The sequence below is a fragment of the Corynebacterium rouxii genome, assembly GCF_902702935.1.
GTDB lineage: Bacteria > Actinomycetota > Actinomycetes > Mycobacteriales > Mycobacteriaceae > Corynebacterium > Corynebacterium rouxii.
In genome coordinates, this window is record NZ_LR738855.1 from 2,067,954 (window position 1) to 2,087,681 (window position 19,728).

Annotated in this window: 12 protein-coding genes; 3 read left to right on the top strand and 9 right to left on the bottom strand. The window is 51.9% G+C overall.

Going from position 1 to position 19,728, the window contains the following annotated elements; translation table 11 throughout:
* Positions 1-83: 83 nt before the first annotated feature.
* Positions 84-254, top strand: coding sequence for a hypothetical protein (locus tag CIP100161_RS10195; protein WP_166443172.1), 171 nt, complete (start codon positions 84-86; stop codon positions 252-254).
* Entirely contained in the window at positions 255-4,058 is a 3,804-nt protein-coding gene (locus CIP100161_RS10200; protein WP_155874117.1) for a Pls/PosA family non-ribosomal peptide synthetase, read from the top strand.
* On the opposite strand, the gene spaC is transcribed toward CIP100161_RS10200, so the two are convergent.
* Genes spaC through CIP100161_RS10220 form a run of 4 tightly spaced genes read right to left on the bottom strand, consistent with a single transcriptional unit; the run spans position 4,055 to position 12,737 of the window.
* The gene (gene spaC / locus CIP100161_RS10205) at positions 4,055-9,664 is read right to left on the bottom strand and encodes a SpaA fimbrial minor subunit SpaC (RefSeq protein ID WP_155874119.1); all 5,610 of its coding nucleotides are present in this window, start codon (positions 9,662-9,664) and stop codon (positions 4,055-4,057) included. The two genes, CIP100161_RS10200 and spaC, sit on opposite strands and share 4 nt — an antisense overlap.
* Positions 9,665-9,667: 3 nt before the next feature.
* Positions 9,668-10,300, bottom strand: a complete 633-nt coding sequence (locus CIP100161_RS10210) for a SpaA isopeptide-forming pilin-related protein (RefSeq protein WP_155874121.1) — start codon at positions 10,298-10,300, stop codon at positions 9,668-9,670.
* Positions 10,290-11,159, bottom strand: a complete 870-nt coding sequence (srtA, locus tag CIP100161_RS10215) for a class C sortase SrtA (RefSeq protein ID WP_155874123.1) — start codon at positions 11,157-11,159, stop codon at positions 10,290-10,292. Before srtA ends, CIP100161_RS10210 begins: the two co-directional genes overlap by 11 nt.
* On the bottom strand, positions 11,160-12,737 hold the full coding sequence (locus CIP100161_RS10220) for a SpaH/EbpB family LPXTG-anchored major pilin (protein ID WP_155874125.1): 1,578 nt from the start codon (positions 12,735-12,737) through the stop codon (positions 11,160-11,162).
* 652 nt (positions 12,738-13,389) lie between these two features.
* Here CIP100161_RS10220 and CIP100161_RS10225 point away from each other — a divergent pair.
* Entirely contained in the window at positions 13,390-14,661 is a 1,272-nt protein-coding gene (locus CIP100161_RS10225) for a lipase family protein (protein ID WP_155874127.1), read from the top strand.
* A 16-nt stretch (positions 14,662-14,677) separates the two neighbouring features.
* Here CIP100161_RS10225 and ppk2 read toward each other — a convergent pair whose 3' ends face one another.
* The 5 genes from ppk2 to groL all read right to left on the bottom strand — a co-directional run bounded on the left by ppk2 (position 14,678) and on the right by groL (position 19,432).
* A complete protein-coding gene (gene ppk2, locus CIP100161_RS10230) occupies positions 14,678-15,574 on the bottom strand; it encodes a polyphosphate kinase 2 (protein ID WP_155874129.1) in 897 nt (298 codons plus the stop codon).
* Between the two features lie 86 nt (positions 15,575-15,660).
* On the bottom strand, positions 15,661-16,917 hold the full coding sequence (locus tag CIP100161_RS10235; protein WP_155874131.1) for a DUF4185 domain-containing protein: 1,257 nt from the start codon (positions 16,915-16,917) through the stop codon (positions 15,661-15,663).
* Between the two features lie 160 nt (positions 16,918-17,077).
* Positions 17,078-17,203: a hypothetical protein gene (locus CIP100161_RS12390; RefSeq protein ID WP_269472949.1), complete on the bottom strand. Its 126-nt coding sequence runs from the start codon at positions 17,201-17,203 to the stop codon at positions 17,078-17,080.
* 95 nt (positions 17,204-17,298) lie between these two features.
* Complete coding sequence (locus tag CIP100161_RS10240; RefSeq protein WP_155874133.1) at positions 17,299-17,481, bottom strand: hypothetical protein; 183 nt, start codon at positions 17,479-17,481, stop codon at positions 17,299-17,301.
* A 310-nt stretch (positions 17,482-17,791) separates the two neighbouring features.
* Positions 17,792-19,432, bottom strand: coding sequence for a chaperonin GroEL (gene groL, locus CIP100161_RS10245; protein ID WP_155874135.1), 1,641 nt, complete (start codon positions 19,430-19,432; stop codon positions 17,792-17,794).
* Positions 19,433-19,728: the final 296 nt, after the last annotated feature.

Genomic DNA, 19,728 nt, shown 5'->3' on the forward strand with positions numbered 1-19,728 from the left:
GTGTGGCGCTGTGAGGAGTTTTCCTTGCAGCGCCTTCCCCTTTTTCTAGGTTTTTATCGGCCGCGTCACCTAACCTTGGGTATATGACCCCAGAAATTCCCGCTGACCTGCTCCATTCTCCCACGTTCCAAGCGGAGCGCATTCGTAAGTACTTACGTGGTGGCAGCGAGGAGGTGTTGGCGCCTGCGGGTGATGTGGCAACGGCGCAGGCGATGTTGCGTCGGTTGGCTGACCAGTTAGTTTTTGGGGTGTAGATGGTGGTTCCTGAGCAGTTTCTTCGTTCTGGCGAGGCACCTCGACCGCGCACGTTGGTGGATATTTTTCGGGCGTCGGTGGCCGCCTTTCCAGAGGCTGCGGCCTTGGATTGTGGCGATGTATTGACCTACGCGGATCTCGCGGAGTTGGTGGATGAACGTGTTGCACAGCTGCACGCTGCTGGTGTGGGTGCTGATTGTCGCGTGGGGGTGCGGTTGCCGTCGGGGCAGCCGGATTTGTATGTGACGATCTTGGCGGTGTTGTGTGCGGGGGCGGCGTATGTACCAGTCGATGCGGATGATCCGGATGAGCGTGCGGAGTTGGTGTTTGGGGAGGCCAACGTTGATGCGGTGTGGTCTGCTGCGGGGTTAAGGGTGATCAATGCACAGGCGCAGCCGCTGACCACGGCTCCTCGTGTGGAGGATACGGCGTGGATTATTTTCACTTCGGGTTCGACGGGCAAGCCGAAGGGTGTCGCGGTGTCGCATCGTAGTGCTGCTGCGTTTGTGGATGCCGAGCGTGAGTTGTTTGTGCGCGATCAGCCGATTGGCCCTAATGATCGTGTGTTGGCGGGGCTGTCGGTGGCGTTTGATGCTTCTTGTGAGGAGATGTGGTTGGCGTGGGGGCATGGTGCCTGTTTGGTCCCAGCGCCGCGATCGTTGGTGCGTACGGGTTTGGATTTGGGCCCGTGGTTGATTAGTCGGGATATTTCGATTGTGTCAACGGTTCCTACCCTTGCGGGCATGTGGCCTGCAGAGGCGTTGGATAATGTGCGCTTGTTGATTTTGGGCGGTGAGGCTTGTTCGGCGGAGTTGGTGGCTAGGGTGGCGTCGTCACGCCGCGAGGTGTGGAATACCTATGGTCCGACGGAGGCCACTGTGGTCACATGTGCTGCGCGTTTACACCCTGACCGGCCGATTGCGATTGGGTTGCCGTTGGCGGGCTGGGATACCGCGGTGGTAGACGCTAATGGCCAGCCGGTGGCACTCGGTGAGGTTGGCGAGCTGGTCATCGGTGGTGTGGGCCTTGCTCGGTATGTGGATCCAGTGAAGGATCGGGAGAAGTTTTCGGCGGAGCTTGGCTGGGAGCGTGCGTATCGTTCGGGGGATCATGTGCGCTTGTGCGAGGACGGCTTGTATTTTGTGGGGCGTATCGACGACCAGGTCAAGATCGGTGGCCGCCGGATTGAGCTGGGTGAGGTTGAGGCTTATGTTGCTGCCTTGCCGAATGTGGCGCAGCATGCGGTGGTGGTTCGTGAGACTGCTGCCGGCGAGAAGGTGCTGGTGGCATATGTGTCGCCGCAGGATCCGGACGTTGATATTGATGCCTCTGGTTTGGATGAGATTCCGAAGGCGATGGTGCCACGGCTGGTGGTGTTGCCGGAGATCCCCACGACTACTTCGGGTAAGGCGGATAAGAAGGCGTTGCCGTGGCCATTGGAGTCGGCGCAGGTCACGGGCGCGGATTTCACTCCAACACAGCAGTGGTTAGCCCAGTTGTGGGTGGATGTGCTGGGGGTTCCGGTTGGCGATGTTGACGCGGACTTTTTCGCGTTAGGTGGTACGTCGTTGGCGGCGGCTGGGGTGGTGTCACGGATTCGGCAGAAGGCTCCCACGATGTCGGTGCGGGATTTGTACGATCATCCGCGGTTAGGGGCGTTGGCTGAGGTGGTTGAGCAGCTGCCCGGCGCGCAGGTGTCCAAGCCGCGTGAGCTAAGGCAAGTGCCGTGGGCTACGCGGGTTGTTCAGGCAATCATCATATGGTTGTGCGCAACTATTCGGGCAGCTAGTTGGGTGGCGTGGTTGTTGGTGATCAACAATGTTGCGGCTGGCCTAGGGGCTAGTTGGGCGCGCCCGCTACCGTGGTTGGCTGTGGTGCTGTTCACGTTGGTGGTGGCAACGCCGGTGGGCCGATTGCCGTTAGGCGCGTGGAGTGCGCGGATTATCACCGCCGGGGTGTCGCCTGGGGATTATCCGCGTGGCGGTGTCACCCATGTGCGTTTGTGGGCGGCACAGCGGCTTTTCGACGCCTTCGGCGCTGGTGATATTGCTGGCGCGACGTGGGTGAATTATTGCGCCCGTGTGTTGGGTGCTCAGGTTGGCCGTGCCGTGGATTTACATACGATGCCGCCGGTGACGGGTCTGCTGCGGCTGGGTGATCACTGCGCGGTGGAGCCGGAGGTGGATCTTAGTGGTGTGTGGGTTGATGGCGATGTGGTTCATGTGGGCGCTGTTGAGATCGGTGAGGATGCCCGCGTGGGTGCGCGTTCAACGTTGTTGCCTGGCACGGTCATTGGTGCTGGGGCCCATATTGAGGCCGGTTCGACGGTCACGGGTGCGGTGGTTAAACCTGGTGCACGGTGGTCTGGTTCGCCGGCTGCGAAGGTGGGTCGTCCCAAGCACCGCTTCCCTGATGAGTATCCGCCGCGTAGGTCGCGGTGGGTGCCGATGTATGGGGTGTCGTCGTTGGTGTTGGCGCTGCTGCCGTTGCTGGCAATAGCTGCCGGAATGGTAGTGGTGTGGCGTATGCAGGAGCGTACCCATACTGCACTGTGGTGGTGGGTGCCGCTGGGTGTGGTGGCGGCCATGGGGTTGTATGCCCTGCTGGTGTTGCTGCTGGTTCGGTTGTTGGGCTGGCGGCTTGCCCCTGGGATAACGGCGGTGCGATCGGCGCGCGGTTGGCGGGTGTGGTGCATTGAGCGCCTGCTTGACGACGCCCGCACCTATCTGTTCCCGTTGTATGCCTCGCTTGTGACCCCGTGGTGGTTCCGTGCACTGGGCGCGAAGGTGGGCAAGGACGTGGAGATTTCCACAGCGGTGATGGTGCCCTCGTTGTCTGAGATCCGCGACCGTGCTTTCTTGGCCGACGACACCCTCATCGGTGGCTACGAGCTCGGCGGGGGTTGGATGCGCTTGGGGCGCACGATCATCGGCAAGCGTTCCTTCGTGGGCAATTCTGGCATGGCGCTCCAAGGCCGCAAGCTAGCAAAGAATTCACTGGTGGCGGTGCTCTCACAGGTACCTAAGAAGGCCCGCTCGGGTTCTAACTGGTGGGGTTCGCCACCAGAGCGTATGCGTCGTGTCGCAGTCACCAGCTGTGCTGCCGACACCAGTACCTTCCACCCCACCGTGGGCAAAAAATTCCTGCGCGCCGCCGTGGAAATACTTCGCCTTACAGCACCTATTACCAGCGGTTTCCTCTTGGCCGCAGTGCTCGTTTCCGCACAATGGCTGCTAGCTTTCGGGGTGGTAACCGCAGTAGTTGGCACCGGCATAGCCCTGTGTGCCGCAGGCGTACTAGCCATCGTTCTTACTGCAGCGGTGAAATGGTGCACGGTGGGCCGTCATCGCCCAGGCAACCACCCCCTGTGGAGCTGGTTCGTCTGGCTCAACGAGCTCCAAGATACCTTCGTTGAGGTAGTAGCAGCGCCTTGGTTCTTCCAGCACTGCACCGGCAGCGGCCTCATGAACGCAGGCCTTCGCCTCCTCGGCGTTCACATCGGCCCCGGCGCGTGGATCGAAAGCTACTGGTTCCCCGAAACCGACCTCTGCCACGTGGGCAAAGGCGCCACCGTAGGGCCTGGAACGGTCGTACAAACACACCTCTTCCACGACCGCGTCATGAGCCTCGACCACGTCCGCATAGGCGCAGGGGCAACCCTTGCCACACACTCCGTCATGCTGCCGGCCTCCCGCATCGGAGAGGCCACCACCGTAGGGCCAGGCTCACTGATCATGCGTGGCGACGACGTTCCCGCCCACTCTCACTGGCAAGGAAACCCCATCGCCACCGCAACGATCTAACGCTTACGACGCCCTACTAGCCACAGTGCTGCAGCCACCAGCAGGCCCGCAGCACCGGCCAACAGCCACCGCAAGTAACCATTCGAACCAGTCAGTGGCAGTGTGGATGCCGACACATTAGCCACCTTGATCAACCACGGCTTCCCCTGCGGGTGCTCGACCGTGATCAAACCAGAATCAGCATCATAGTGATCCAAGGTCACCTCAAGATCACCCATCGCACCCGCATTCGCAGCCTTGACATCAAAACGCCACGGCTTAGGCAGCAACTGCGCACCCTCCGGTGCCTGGGTTTCCACCAACTCGTAACTACCAGGACGCAAGCGAACCGCAAACAACGCCTTCTCCAGCGACTGCACCGGCACATCCGCAACCTCAGCCACCTCATTGCGCTGCCCATTTTCCCCTAGCCCATAGACGGCGAAGTGCGCGCCGGGCATCGGAGAGTTATCGGCATTGACCTTGGCAATGTTGATCTCAGCGTCGGTGGTGTACACGTTGTTGATCACCACGGTGTGCGAGTGGGCGTCGTTAAGCTCAATGCCTGATTCTGGCATCTGGAGGCGAGGGTCGGTGCCGTTGTAAATCGGGCGGCCTGTCGACGGCGGGATCACCGGCTCAGAAGAAGTACCTGCGCGCTCCGTGGGGAACAAATAGGTAGGCACCATGCGCAGCGCATTGTTTTCCAAGTTGGTGCGCAAGGTGGCGTCGTCTTCTTCCTTGATCGTGCAGGACGTACCAATGGGGACCTCAGGAGATATCCATGCGTCACCTTCTCGCACGTCGATAACACCGCTTGCCACCTTGTTTCCTACTTCCTGCGAAATAGGATTGGGTTGATTTGGGAATAGATGCGGCATGGTGCACGTGTACGAGAATCTAAATGTTGTCTCTGGGGCAATCACTGCATGGCCAGGGTCGCCCTCAACATATTTTTGTAGGCTCAAAATTCGTTGAGGCATGACATACGAATTGGTGAATTCAATTCGTGTTGGCTCAGATTCCGACAAGACAACGTCTTCAATTTCTGGGGTGAAATAGAAGCGCTTTTCATGTTCCCCAGCTAATTCAGTAACTTTGTTCGTTTCATCCACTGCGCCTTTTGCCTCAGCTGGCAAATGCCCCTCGGTGTTTTCACTGAACTTACATATTGCCGACGCAGGAATTTTTACGCCAGTCGTAGGATCAGCCAAAATTGGCGTTGATTGCGCTGCATCTGCTTGGACGTCTACGTATCCCGAATATGGAAGACGGTCAGTATAGGGATCTTGGCATACATAGGTAATGCGATAGGTCGTGTTGAGCAACCACTTGTCTACCGAGTGTTCTGGTTTCGCGATTGTTTTGTGCACCATGACATCGGCACGCGGACGAATGTAATCATTAGTTACCTGAATTTTTTGAGTGCCATTTTCCTCTTGTTTCACCGTGGTAAAACGAGCCGAGGCAGAGTTTGATGATGCGCGTTGCACGGCTGTGTTTTCCACTACTGCCGGACCACTGAATTGGGTCGTCACTTTGGCATCGTAAAGTGCAATCGGGTTTTCGGTCACAGTGCAGTCATACCCAACAGGAACCTCAACGCTATCGTGCCGTTCGCCCGCGACTTGGTACGACGCTCGGCTTTGGCCTTTAGCATTTAACGCAACTGTAATTGTGGGGTCTGGAATGAAATTCTTATCGGCCAAATCACTTCCAGCAAAGCGAGGATCAGTACATACCAAGGTGAAGGCAAAGTTATCTTTGCCCGCAAGTTCTGGACCATCATTCGTCAACGCCTTGTTGATCTCTACCTTTGTTTTATCGTAAGTGTAGGTGTTCCATATAACAAAGGTTCCTTGGAAATTCTCTTTCTCATTTCCAGTAATAATCACTGTGGTTGCAAACTCATTTTTTGGATCAACTTCGCAGGCTGCATGATTTTCGCATGCCGCTTCGGTGTCACCCCAGCCATTCGTGCTGTCTGTATGCGTCCAACGAGCCGTCACTTGTGCGTTTGGTTCTTGGGCTTTCCCAGAGTCCTCAATAATCTCACATGATGCACCCACGGGAATGTCTTTAACAGAATGCAATTCGGCACTATCAAAACGTCCTAGCGTAATGGTGCCTTCCTTCTTCCAGTCACCTAAGGTGCACCGATACGCAAGTTCAAAGCGACGATCCTCATGAATGGTGGATACGCCTTCACCGTCCACTTTCTTTTTCAAGTTAAATGAACCAGTCTTCAACGTGAAAGTATTAGTAGCATCCAGTCGGTTATGATCCGAGTTTATTGCTACCGATGCCTTATCATTCGTTTTTGTCCCGTCAACCGAGAACTCAACGTGAGATAACGATGCAGTGGGCAGCTCCACCGAAGAGGTATCTTCTTCAACCGTACAAGTAGATCCCCGTGGTACCTTAGCGGAACCAGCGTTAATTTCTTCGACTTTTAAGGTGTTTTCTGCAACTACTTGACCATTGATTTCACAACGGTATCGGAATAGGAAGGGTTGTTTTGGGCGGACAACTGCATTTTTTAGTTCCGAGTTGACGTCATTTCCAGCCTGGTCAATGACCCGAACGCGTTTGGTGAGTTCCAAAGATACATCATCGGTTTGGTAATGGTTTTCCAAGCGAATTGAATTACTACTATTAGGGTCGATCGTGATGTCCGTGGAATCTGCGACTTGAAGCAGCTCGCCTTTAATCCAGTGCTTGTGATGGATAGCCCCAGTTATAGGAGTTACCTCCTCACTTAATGTGCAGCTATCACCTGCAACAACCCCAGGTACGGCTTTCTGCTCATCTTTTTGCAAAGTGATGGAATGATTACCAGTGATTGAGCATGCGACGTTGACTGTAAAACTCGATGGGATCTGGTCTACTAATGCTTGAGGCATATCACCATCAGGCACTTTTTTGGTTACTTTTAGCTCTCCACGTGCGTTTTCAAACGTATTCGTCAGCACCTTATTTATAGGTGTGGAGTCCTCAATGGTCACCTCTGGACCATCCGCGAATTTATAATTCATTTCGGTTCCGGCAGGGGCTTCGGTGAGCTCCTTAAAGCTACAAGTAGTTCCCACTGGAAAGCTTCCGAAGTCAACAGTTTGATTATCACTTACTGTTTTTAGAACTTTTCGAGGCGTTTCTTCACCAGGAACCGTGCATTCTGCCACCACGTTGTAGGTTAAAGCATCGATTGAGGCAGAAATTTCAGGAGAAAATGTGTCTTTCTTATTTACCTTTTTCTGTACTGAAATAGGAGCTACCTGACGTTTTGCGGTGTTATCTACAACCACTTTGACAATGTCGCCGGCAGTTGAAGCACGTAAATGGGACGGTGCGGGGACCACAAAATCCACGCCTTTTTGCTCAGGCTGTTTCTCACTCAACGTACAGTCGGCATCGACAGGAATGTCTTCGATGACTTGGCGTCCGTCTTTCTTCACCACAATATTATCTTGGGAATAGACTTCTACTCCGGAATCTTCACATCGAAGGTTGAAAGAAAACTCGTGTGAATTCGTGAGATCAGAGGCATCGCCGCTCACCGTCTTTTCGATCTCCACGCTCGCAAGCTCACGTGTGTATGTGTTTTTTACGTTGATCGAATATTGGCCTGGTTTGGGAATCCATACCGAGTTAGTAGAACAGTCTTGAGAATTATTATCAGTGGTGTTGCCGAAACAGATGTTGGAATTCCACTCGGTTTTCAAACTAAAACCAGGAATTTTAGCGTCTGCTTGAACATTCGAATCGAGTCGTGCAGTTTCTTCAAAGCTGCACTGCGTTCCCACTGGAAAAGGTCCGATTTCTGTATTTCCATCACGAGGAACGACAACGGTTTTAGAATCTACAAAATACGAATTGGTTTCTGGGAGCTCACCACGTTCGGGGCGAGCATTAGGATGTGGTACGTAGCGACAGGTGTAAGTGACAGGAAACTCCTTGGGCAATTTTGCTGCTGGAATTTTGTCACGGTTAATAATGCTCTTGGTCAGCTTAATAGTGGCTGTTTGAGCCTCATAGTTATTTTCTGCTGTCGCTAGAACTGTTTTCTTGTTTTTAAACGCATCGGTGCCAGCTTTAAAGCGGTATGTACCGTTATCCTGATTAGCCTCTGCAGCGGTATTTTCGCTGCTCCAAGTGGTGGAAAGCTTCATCCGAGAATCGTCGACTTTGGGAGTCACTTCCTTGATTTCGCACTGAGTTCCAACAGCAACCTTTCCGATTTCTTTGGATTCTCCGTTGCGTACGCCCTCAATTTTTCCCTTGATTTCTTTTTCATTAGCTCCTTTTTCACAGCTATAGATGAAATCAAAGGTTTGTTTGTTGAGCTCTTCTAAAAGTTGTGGCGTATTTACGTTTACTTTTTTCGAGACAGAGACTGGTACAACTGGCAGGTTGTTAAAACCGCAAGAGATCAAGCTCTTGGTGTCTGCAGTCAAAGTAATTGAAGTATCGCTAGTTTTGATCGGAATATCAGCAGGTGCTTGCCCATAGGAGTAGCGCTGACACCGTGCGTCTTTAAACCGGAAGTTTTGTTTTTGATCTCCGGTAGGTCGCTCAGTGATAGTGATCTCGAAGGATTCCTTATTAATCGACTTCATAGCAAAGGTGTCTTGGCCGTTTTTATCGGTCACGATAGACGTAGGAATGCCTTGCCCGCGAGCCGCTTTAATATCGAAATTCCAGCCATCTGGATTTTCTATCACGTTTCCATCTGCATCAATAATATTTTTAGCGATTTGGAAACATCCCGTAAAGATCTGTTGTCCCATTTGCTCCGGCAATTTGGAATAGTCGGGCAAAATAATTGGCGATAGGCCCGGTGAAGTTATCTTTTCCAGCATTTGTTTGCCGGTCAGCGAACGATCTATTTTCCATGGATCAGGCGACCAATAGTAATAGTATTCAAGAGGAGCAATCGGTGCATAAAGGTCAAACGGCTTATCTTGAGAAAGCTGACCGATACCCACCGGAATAAGTTTTGCGCCTTTATCAGAAATACGCTTAACCTGCTCAATGGCTTTATCTAACTCCACAACTTCGGTTGTGTTTCCTTGCCAATTTCGGCCACTGTTATCCCAAGTTGGTTGTCCATCAGTGATGAAGTAAACGGCGTCGTACTTAATGCCACTGTCTATGTCATTTGCGATCGCTTGAAGTCCGCCCTCCCAGTTGGTTCCACCATTGGGAGAACTCGTGTTGTTCTCTCGAATCGCAGGCATTTGAATATTGTGGATGGCAGCAACTACCTTATTGTAGCCTTCCTCGTTAGCAAGGCTCACCGGAGTGAAGTTCTTATTTCCAGCAGCAGGTGAATGCGAAGCAAAAGTGTAAATTCCAAATCGGTAGGGCGATCCCTTCAAACTCTTGACCAGCTCCAACGCTGCTTTCTTAGATTGTTCAACATCGGAAGCACTCAACGAGTTAGACAAATCAAAGGAAATAGCAACAGAACCGCCACAGGTTTCAAACTCTTTTTTCGGCAGTGGTGCCGCATTGGCAGAAGGAGCAGTGCTTAAGGGCACGAGTACAACGCCCATGACCATCGCAATGATGGACACCAATACTGCGGGGATAGACGCTCGTTTCTTGATGGTGCGTAGGTTACTCACGTCTTATCCTTTCTTTTCTGCACGTCGTGTGCGGATCAATACGATTCCGATGAGGGCGCTGATAGCGGCGATGGCCAGCAGCCCGAGGATGCTTGCGCCGGTGAAGGCCAGTCGTGGTGGTATCTTTTTCACAGGAGCCGGAGCAGTCGCACTCGGCGGCGGAGCCGTCACGCTTGGCGCGTTTGGTGCTTCGGGCGCGCCGGGGGTGACGTCGATAAGTTTGGGGCGCAGGGTCATGGTGGGGCTGGTTGCGTCGATACCGAGTGGGATCACGAGAGGGCTAAAGCGCGGCTTAGTGGTGTTGGTGTCGCGGATTACGTAGGCCCCGGGTGGCAGGTTGGTGATAGTGGCGGTGCCGGTGGCGTCGGTACGCGCGGTGTGGGGTTGTTCTTCGCTGATGGTGTTGGGTACGCCGCTGCGTTGGAGGTTGCGGATGCGTTCGTGGTCTTGGGGGTCGACGTTGTGGAGTTTGGCCACGGTGATGTCGATGTTGTGGCCTTGGGGTTGGTCGTCGGCGAATGCTGCGGGCGGTTCGAGGTCGATGACCAGTGTGTTTGTTTCTTGTGCGTGTGCAGGCGTGGCTCCGATGATGAGTGCGAGGCTTAGCACTGCGGCGCTGATGGCGTTAGTTTTCATAGGTGGTTGTCCTCTTCCTGCGGAGCACAAGGGTGGTGATGATGGCGATGGCGGCGAGTGCTAGGGCTGCGGTCCACAGCATCCAGGTCTGCCAGATTTTGGTGCCGGTTTGTGTGAGGTTGGGGTCGTTGGGGTCGAGATCTACGCGGTGGGCTCGCACGAGGAGTCGGTGGGAGTTGACGGCGTAGGGGGTGCAGGTGATGAGTGTTATTTGGTCTTTGTTGGGGTCGGGGGCGAGGAGTTTGGTGTCTTCGGGTAGGACTACGTTGATGGCATCTACTTCGTATTTGAGGGTTTCGCCTTGGACGGTGATGTAGATGGGGTCGTGTTCTTTGACGTCTTCGAGGTTGTCAAAGAGAGTGGCGTTGGCAAGGCCGCTGTGTCCGGTGATCACGGAGTGGGTGCCGGTGCCGCCAACGGGCAGCGCGGAGCCGTATAGGTGGCCGAGTCCGTGCTCGAGGGTGGCGGTGTCGGTGCCGTGGTAGATGGGCAGGTGGGCGTCGATAGTAGGGATGCTTATCGACGCTATGACGGGGCGTTCGGCGCGCTGCGGGTTGAGTTGTTGCAGGTAGTCGAGGTATGGCCCGCTGTTTTTCGACGCCCTGTTCAGCCATGGATCAAGGATCGGGAAGCCTACTACCGACGTGTTGTACTGCCTGGCCGCCTCAAGAACGCTGCCTCGTACCTCTGGGCTGTCTACCTCGTAGCTGTTCTCGTAGGACTGTGCGACGCGTGCTTGACGTGCGTTGTTCCATGCGGTTGCAGCCACGGGGTAGAGCAAAAATCCCACTGAGACAATCGCGATGACGAATGCGAGGATGGCGAAAGCGTTTCGACGTTCACCCGCCCGGTGCTTCATCTAGAGGTTGTCCTTCCTACGCGATAGGACGTAGCTTGCGAGAGCAACGAGCAAACCAACGATGCCAATAGTGATGGCGATGCGCCCCGAACCACCTGTGAGTGGCAGTTCAAATCCGGCGTTCTTTTTCTTGTTGGCGATCTTTACTTTTTGATCTACCAGCACGTTGGTCGACTGGTTGGCTTCCAGCTTTACTATCACTGGCTTAGGCAACAGCTCATATCCGCTGGCGGTAGCTGTTTCTACCAAGCAGAATTCGGTTCCCTTACCGGCCCACGCGTCGGTGTATTTCATAACATTGGACTCAAGCTGCAAGGTGCCCAAGTGAATACCACTGAGTACGGCCTTACCGTCTTGATCGGTAACAAACTCCTGCTTGCCGCCAAGGGAGATTGGTGCGTCGGACTTAACTAGGCTGCCGTCTTCCTCACAACGATGTAGCTGGAACGTCGCGGTGCGATCGGCACCTGGGGTACTGCCGTCAAAGGATTTCTCAATCGTGATCTGGCCGTACTTGGAGTTCACGTGTGACGACGGCGTACCGCGTAACGCAGCATCACCGTCTTCTTCTGGATCCCACTTATCAGTGGGGTTAGTCGGTAGCACCCACGCTTGGTTATCTAGCTGGCCGTTTTCCGGTTGCTTGGCCACTGGTGCCTCGAACTCGACGACGAGTTCTTCATTTTTATACTGGTCCAAGGTGTTGAGAGCTGCGCCAGTTAGTTGCACGCTGAGCACGGTGCGCTCCCCGACCTTGTAGGTTTGAACAGAGACGTCGGGGGAAGTAATCGGCGTTCCCCCGCGGGTGACCTTTATTTTTTCAATATCTGGTTCGCCCAGTTCAGCAGGCAACTTATCCGCCACGGTGAAGCCCTCGAACTTAGTGTTCGGAGTGATTTCTGGAATCTTGGTAGCCACGCGATACCGCACGTTCTCCCCCACCGAGAAACCTGGCTGCGTGGTATCCGGATCCACAGCAGTTTTCACCGGCTCCGACAAAGCCTGGTGTTTGGGGTACACGTGCACGTCTTGGAGCCAGCCGTCGCCAGTGGGGTTTGTCTGTGGCGCTGCCACCAAGAACGGTTGCGAACGCACCACGGCTTCTGCACCGTTAAGTTCTTGAACGACGAGGTAGAGGGATGGCGTAAGGTTATCGAATTTGACTGAGCCACCATCAGTTTTCTTGGTGTCCACTTTGGTCACACGACTCGTTGGTTTGCCATCTACATAAAGATCAGTCAGCTTGATTTTCGACGCCGCATCCCAACCCGATTGCGTAGTCAGATCAATGTCGTTAACCCTATAGAGGGTAAACGATATGCCATCTACTTTTGGCAGGTCAATCGAATCCAGCTGTGTACCATTTGCGAGCTGATCCGTGGGTAACCCCGCCAGTGCATGGACGACGATACTGGCAGTGCTCGGAATAGTAGAGACTTGAGCAGTTTGCACTTTAATTGTGGGTGCCATTGCCTCAGTCGCTGGTGATTGCGCAAGCACTGGCAGCAGTACCGATGCAGCCACAGAATACCCACATGCTGCTACAGCTACTGTAATGCGACGACCCAATTTTTTCACGTAAATTCCTCAAACATGTAGCAAAGTGTAATTTTGTTTACGTTACAACAAAATTACATAAAAGATCAAGGATCGTTCACGCACACAGCAAAATCGCTATACCACAACAATCGGCAATGGATAAACGGATGTTTACATTAGCAAACCTTAGCTCACAATTGTCAGGCCAGAAGGTAAACAAAGGGTTTATACTTAAGCGAAGCATCACCGTAACCGCTCCCCAACCCCTCTCACGCACAAAAATGATTACCGTTTATCTAGAGGATAAGGTCAATCAGGAAACAAAGATTTCTTTGGGCAAAGTACCGGACGCCACATTCATACAACAAGACCGAAAAATTTTCCATCTAACCGATCATATGGCTAACCGATCATATGGCGTTTTTTGGCAAGCTAGGCGCATACGTACTCTACGAGTACTCTTACGTTGCCGCAGATCAGCTAGGTACATATGTAACTAAATGTGCAGCCGGGATGGCGGTGTTCTTGGCATTCTCGCAGTCGTCGGTGGAGTTCTTGTTAGAGCTGCACCGACTAACGTATTTTAGCTTCATATAAACGACAAACGAGCCAACTTCGTGCTATAGGCTACACGAGCGATCATCGTTTCAACCGTGCACAGCTTTAGTAATTTTTGATTGGATAATTTCACATGCTGAGAAAGCACTTTCTTTCACGAATCAGCCTTCGCACTATCGTACTTTGTGTTTCCTTAGGCACGCTTTCCGCCCAAGCTGTCTCTGCTCCCAACGCAATCGCACAATCTTCGTTACCAGCGTCTCCACTAGATAGTTTCTATTCTTCGATCCCCTCGGGAGAGAACACAGTAGCCGGTACCGTTCTCAGTGAACAGGAAATTCCTACTGGCCTATTGGCTGCCACTATTAAAGTAAAGCGCATCGCATACTCATCTACGCATCCAAGCGGACGGATGGTGCCTACAACCGCAACAATCCTTACTCCTACAGCGCCTTGGACTGGTCCAGGCCCTCGCCCTGCCGCATTGCTTGCGCCTGGCACACAGGGCGCTGGCGATCAATGCGCGCCTTCAAAGTTGATTACAGTTGGCGCCGAGTACGAAATGCTCCCCGCAATCATGTTATTGCGTAGAGGCTGGACAGTTGCAATTACGGATTATCAAGGGCTGGGCACAATCGGGGCTCATACTTATATGAACCGGAAGGCACAAGGGGCAGCCTTATTGGACTTAGGTCGCGCAGTCGTGAATGTAAAGCACCCTGAGGTGCGTAAAGACGCTCCACTTATCTTATGGGGATATTCGCAAGGTGGTGGCGCTTCGGCAGCTGCCGCAGAAATGCACGCGTCCTACGCGCCGGATGTAAATATTCGTGGAGGTTTTGCGGGGGGTGTTCCTGCGGAATTGCTGGCCACAGCGCGTTCTTTGGAAGGCTCACCTTTACTGGGAGCGTTGGGATACGCGATTTTTGGTATGTATGAAACCCATCCAGAGTTACGACCAGAAGTTGACGATCTTCTCAATGATCGTGGAAAACAATGGGTCTTTGACAGCGGAACGCACTGCTTGCTGGATTCATTCCGTACAATGCCCATTCCAGATTCTCGTGTTATGACCCGCTCTGGGCAACGTCTCACTGACCTTTTGGGCTCCAAAGTATTCCATTCATATTTTGAAGAGCAGCGCCTAGGAAAAGTTGCACCTGATATTCCTATGTTTGTTTCTCAAGGCGCTAACGATGACATTATCCCTGCGCAACAAGCTCGTGACATGGTAAATAATTGGCGTGCTCTGGGAGCAGACGTGACTTACTTTGAAGATCCAGCACCCTTGTTGGTACGCATGGAAGGACATGTTCGCCCCTTGGTCACGTCTTTCAATCCTGCACTTCAATGGGCGGAAAGACTTCTAGGCTCGGAAGTTATTAATCCACCGAGTGCGCCCTAGTAGTCCATAGGTGAGCTTAATCTCCAATGCGATCTCTACCGCGCATAACAATTAAGGGATCAGGCTCACCTACTAGATCGTGATCCTTGTTTGAGTACTCAAACTTACTCAGGATGTAACGCATCGCATTGATACGTGCACGTTTCTTATCGTTAGAACGGATAGTTATCCAAGGAGCTTCGTCGGTGTCCGTGTATCTGAATTGTTCCTCTTTGGCACGTGTGTAGTCATCCCAACGGTCTAGGGATGCAAGGTCCATAGGCGATAATTTCCATTGGCGTACTGGGTCTACCTGACGGATAGCAAACCTTGTTCGCTGTTCCTTTTGGGTAACTGAAAACCAAAATTTTGTCAGCGAAATTCCCGAACCAAGAATCATGTTTTCTAGCATGGGTACCTCACGGAGAAACTCGGCATGTTGGGATTCTGTGCAAAATCCCATGACCCGTTCCACACCAGACCGGTTGTACCACGAGCGATCAAAGAATACGATTTCGCCAGCACATGGGAAATGTTCTATATAGCGCTGGAAGTACCAAGAAGTAGATTCGCGTGGCGACGGCTTCTCTAATGCCACAGTACGAGCACCGCGGGGATTAAGGTGTTCATTGAAACGTTTAATGGTTCCACCTTTACCTGCGGCGTCGCGGCCTTCAAAAAGAATAATGTGGCGTTGCCCAGTTTCTTTCGTCCAGTTTTGCCATTTCAACAGCTCTATTTGTAAAGCACGCTTTGTCTTTTCATATTCATCACGTGTCATCCGTTCCTCATAAGGATAATTTTCACGCCATGTGTCAATAGGCGTGCCATCGGGGGCTAACAGCACTGGGTCATCTTCATCCGAATCGTCAACGATGTACCCCTCTGTCGCCGCAAGGTCGATGATAGGAAGCTCGTCTTTATGGTCAGCCATACTTTTATGTTAGCGCTTTTAGACTAGCCATAACTACGTTTTCCCACCTTGCACATGTGGCGGAGGAAGATGAGACAATATGAAAACTAGTTCACACCATCGGCCAGAGGAATCATAGTTAAAGGTGCTGGATGGTTATCTTCGACGGTCCCTTTCTCAGTAACTTCAAGAGCTTCTTCTATATTTTCAGATGCCGACCGGTTAATGCCGAAGAATTTATCCAAACCTTTGACATTAAATTGCGTAGAATTATATCGCTTATTAGTTGTGGTATTCCACTGAGAAACCACAAAGTCCATATTCTCTAAAGAAGAACCTGGAACGATATAGCCACCGTATAGTTGAGTGAAATTATTGGGACCTTGAGGCGCGGACCAACCCCCACTTCCCATAACTACCACTTTTGCAGGAGAAATATTTTCCCAATCGGCCGTAATACTGTCAGCTACTCGAACTTCAATGGAAAGATTGTTAGCGTTAAACATTGACAATACCCAGTACCCATCAATATACCTCAAGCACATCTCGCCGGCCTGAACGTTTTTACTCAACACCGGACTATACGTTTTACCCCAAACACCGCTATCATAATGCTCCCATCGAGAAGGGGTATCCATATCTTCAGGTTTAAAACGCGTGAGGTATACATCATCTTTGCGCTTGAATTCTGAAGACATCATATAAATGTATCCATCAACCCCCTTCTCCCAAGTAATCAAGTTACCCATTCCACCCATATAGTCCTTGGGTAAGGTGGCCACAGATTCCCACTTGCAACCATTATCAGTGGACTTCCAAATCTCAGTCTTTAAAACATTACCAACACCTTCATTCCACATGGCTTGAAGATATAGTGTGCCATCGATATTAATAATGTCACTGGGAAGAAGGGTTAAATTACGCTCATTATGCTTATAGTCAATTAACTGCTGCGCACGATCGCCTTCATTTAAGGGGCGCACAATTTTAATCCGGCCATTTTCTAACTTAGCCACCACCCCAATAGGACTTAACCATTCGCCCTCGCCAAGATGCTCGCCGCGGAAAGAGTCACCAAAAATTATGGCAAATTCCCCTTTATTGTTCAAAGGAACCATCTGCCCTAAATCACCGGCAAGTACATCAATACTATCCGATATACCCCGCCCGAATAGATCCCCAATTTTTGTAACCTCTAGCCCTGGACTGATGTGTGTTGAAGAATGCACTGGGCCATCATTACCACTACTCGATAGCCCCCACAAGCTACTGCTACCCGAACTAAGCTCGCTACTTTGAGCATGAGCTGCTGGAACAATAATTGCAGATAGACCAAGTCCTATAACCAGTGCATGCATTTTCATTCTTTTAAGGATAATACTGCGAGTAGACACATCAAAAAGGGTTAAGTAGCAAAAAATATCCGCATGCCTTTTGCTGCTTAACCCCATCAAAACGTTATTGGGTGTATGCCCATAAAAATTGGGGCCACACCTTAAGCAGTGTGACCCCGACTTTCAAGGTTTACTTGAAAATTGCCGCCATCTTAGCAATCATTTCAACCATTTTAACGAAAACCTTGAGCATACTCATTACTTGGCCCATGGTGCCACTGCTAACAAACTCACTGATGGTTTTCAACGTGTCCATAAAACTTCCTTTTTTATTTTCCGTAAAGCTTTTTACACAGTTAAAGCTTTAAATTGTTGAACTAACACCCACGGTGTAAAAGTGCAAGTTAAAAACTACTTCTTCATTTTCTCTAGAAGAGCGCCAAAGCCTTCTTCTGGCTCCATATCCTTCATTTCACCAGTTACCAACTTTGCAAAATCATAAATGAAATCAGGAATGAATTGGATCAGCTTGAGAAGGCCATTTGCAAAAGTAACAAAGTTGTTCATTTGGGAAACCATGAACTGCATGTCCATATACTTCTCCTTGAGAGAGGCCGGAAAGCACCGGCAACATAATCTGGCATTATCCGACACCCTCAAGGGTGCCTCACGTCAACATTGTGCCACACTCCAAGCACTAATCAAGTGAAATTTTGAACGCTTTAGCATTTGTTACCATTTTTCTCGTACGCTTCCCACAGCACACTCCAATAATTTTCAAATAAAATCACAATAGCCAGCGCTTTTCAACAACCTACCACTCATCTTTAAGCCCCCAACAACTCCCCATAAAACTAATGAACACCCCTATCAAGGGGTGTTCATTAGTTTTATGGGGCAATTCTTAGAAGCCCATGCCGCCCATCTCATCAGCACCTGGCATAGCTGGAGCTGCTGGCTCTGGCTTGTCAGCCACAACAGCCTCAGTGGTCAGGAACAGCGCCGCAATGGAGGCAGCGTTCTGCAAAGCAGAGCGAGTAACCTTAACTGGATCATTGATACCCGCAGCCATCAGGTCTACGTACTCACCGGTAGCAGCATTCAGACCCTCGCCTGCCGGCAGGTGGGAAACCTTGTCTGCCACAACGCCAGCCTCAAGGCCCGCGTTGAGAGCGATCTGCTTCAGTGGTGCAGAAAGTGCCTCGCGGACGATCTTGACACCGGTGGCTTCGTCGCCAGTCAAGTCAAGGTCGTTAGCCAACACGTGTGCTGCCTGAAGCAGTGCTACGCCACCGCCGGCAACGATCCCCTCTTCCACAGCAGCCTTTGCGTTACGCACAGCGTCTTCAATGCGGTGCTTGCGCTCAGTCAGCTCAACCTCGGTAGCAGCACCGACCTTGATAACCGCAACGCCGCCAGCCAACTTAGCCAAGCGCTCCTGCAGCTTCTCACGGTCATACTCAGAGTCAGAGTTCTCAATCTCGGTGCGGATCTGGTTGACGCGCCCCTCGATCTGAGCAGAATCGCCAGCACCCTCAACGATGGTGGTGTCATCCTTGGTCACAACAACCTTACGTGCGCGACCCAGCAATGGCAGGTCAGCGGTCTCAAGGGAAAGACCAACCTCTTCAGAGATAACCTGGCCGCCGGTCAGAATAGCCATATCCTGCAGCTGAGCTTTACGGCGGTCACCGAAACCTGGCGCCTTAACAGCAACAGACTTGAAAGTGCCGCGGATCTTGTTCACAACCAAGGTGGACAAGGCCTCGCCCTCAACATCTTCAGCGATAATGAGCAGTGGCTTGCCGGTCTGCATAACCTTCTCTAGCAAGGGGAGAAGTTCCTTGATGTTAGAGATCTTGCCGGAAACCAACAAAATATATGGGTCTTCCAGAACAGCCTCAAGACGCTCCATGTCGGTTGCAAAGTAACCGGAGATGTAGCCCTTATCAAAGCGCATACCCTCAGTAACCTCGAGGTCCACACCGAAGGTGTTGGACTCTTCAACCGTGATCACGGATTCCTTGTTCAGCTTGCCGCCGCCAACTGCGTACATTGCCTTAGCAATCTGCGCACCGATAGCAGGATCAGCAGCAGAGATACCAGCGGTAGCAGCGATCTGCTCTTCGGTCTCAACTTCCTTAGCGGAAGATAGCAGAGCCTCGGTGACCTTAGCGGTAGCCATCTCAATGCCACGCTTAATACCCATTGGGTTAGAACCAGCAGCGACGTTGCGTAGACCCTCACGAACAAGCGCCTGTGCCAAAACAGTTGCAGTAGTGGTGCCGTCGCCAGCTATGTCATCAGTCTTCTTAGCGACTTCCTTAACCAGCTCAGCGCCGATCTTCTCATACGGATCCTCGAGCTCAATCTCGCGAGCGATCGAGACACCGTCGTTAGTAATGGTGGGAGCGCCCCAGCTCTTCTCCAAAACAACGTTACGCCCCTTAGGGCCCAACGTTACCTTTACGGCATCCGCCAGAGTGTTCAAACCCTTTTCAAGGCCACGACGTGCTTCCTCATCAAAGGCAATGATCTTTGCCATGAAACTTTGTGCTCCTTATATTCCTTATATATAGAGGCGTAAAACTCTTGAGAACTTCGCAGGACGACACTCACGCCTTAAACAATCCAGCAGGCGCCCGCGACGGCACGGTGGCGAGTGTAATCCAACCTCACCTGCTGATTTGTCTCTCATGTGTTCATTTGTTTAGCACTCGGTTAGTTTGAGTGCTAAGTCCGTTTTAGCAGTCTAGGAGTACGAGTGCAAGAAACTATACAAGCTACGCCCCAAGTACACCCTGAGTGGACACGTCGATAAGCAAAACTTCACAGCACCCA

Coding starts and splice junctions, on each gene's coding strand:
- CIP100161_RS10235 (WP_155874131.1), bottom strand. CDS start 16,917: ATGAAAATGCATGCACTGGTTATAGGACTTGGTCTATCTGCAATTATT.
- CIP100161_RS10200 (WP_155874117.1), top strand. CDS start 255: ATGGTGGTTCCTGAGCAGTTTCTTCGTTCTGGCGAGGCACCTCGACCG.
- CIP100161_RS10240 (WP_155874133.1), bottom strand. CDS start 17,481: ATGGACATGCAGTTCATGGTTTCCCAAATGAACAACTTTGTTACTTTT.
- ppk2 (WP_155874129.1), bottom strand. CDS start 15,574: ATGGCTGACCATAAAGACGAGCTTCCTATCATCGACCTTGCGGCGACA.
- CIP100161_RS10195 (WP_166443172.1), top strand. CDS start 84: ATGACCCCAGAAATTCCCGCTGACCTGCTCCATTCTCCCACGTTCCAA.
- CIP100161_RS12390 (WP_269472949.1), bottom strand. CDS start 17,203: ATGGACACGTTGAAAACCATCAGTGAGTTTGTTAGCAGTGGCACCATG.
- groL (WP_155874135.1), bottom strand. CDS start 19,432: ATGGCAAAGATCATTGCCTTTGATGAGGAAGCACGTCGTGGCCTTGAA.
- CIP100161_RS10210 (WP_155874121.1), bottom strand. CDS start 10,300: ATGAAAACTAACGCCATCAGCGCCGCAGTGCTAAGCCTCGCACTCATC.
- CIP100161_RS10225 (WP_155874127.1), top strand. CDS start 13,390: ATGCTGAGAAAGCACTTTCTTTCACGAATCAGCCTTCGCACTATCGTA.
- srtA (WP_155874123.1), bottom strand. CDS start 11,159: ATGAAGCACCGGGCGGGTGAACGTCGAAACGCTTTCGCCATCCTCGCA.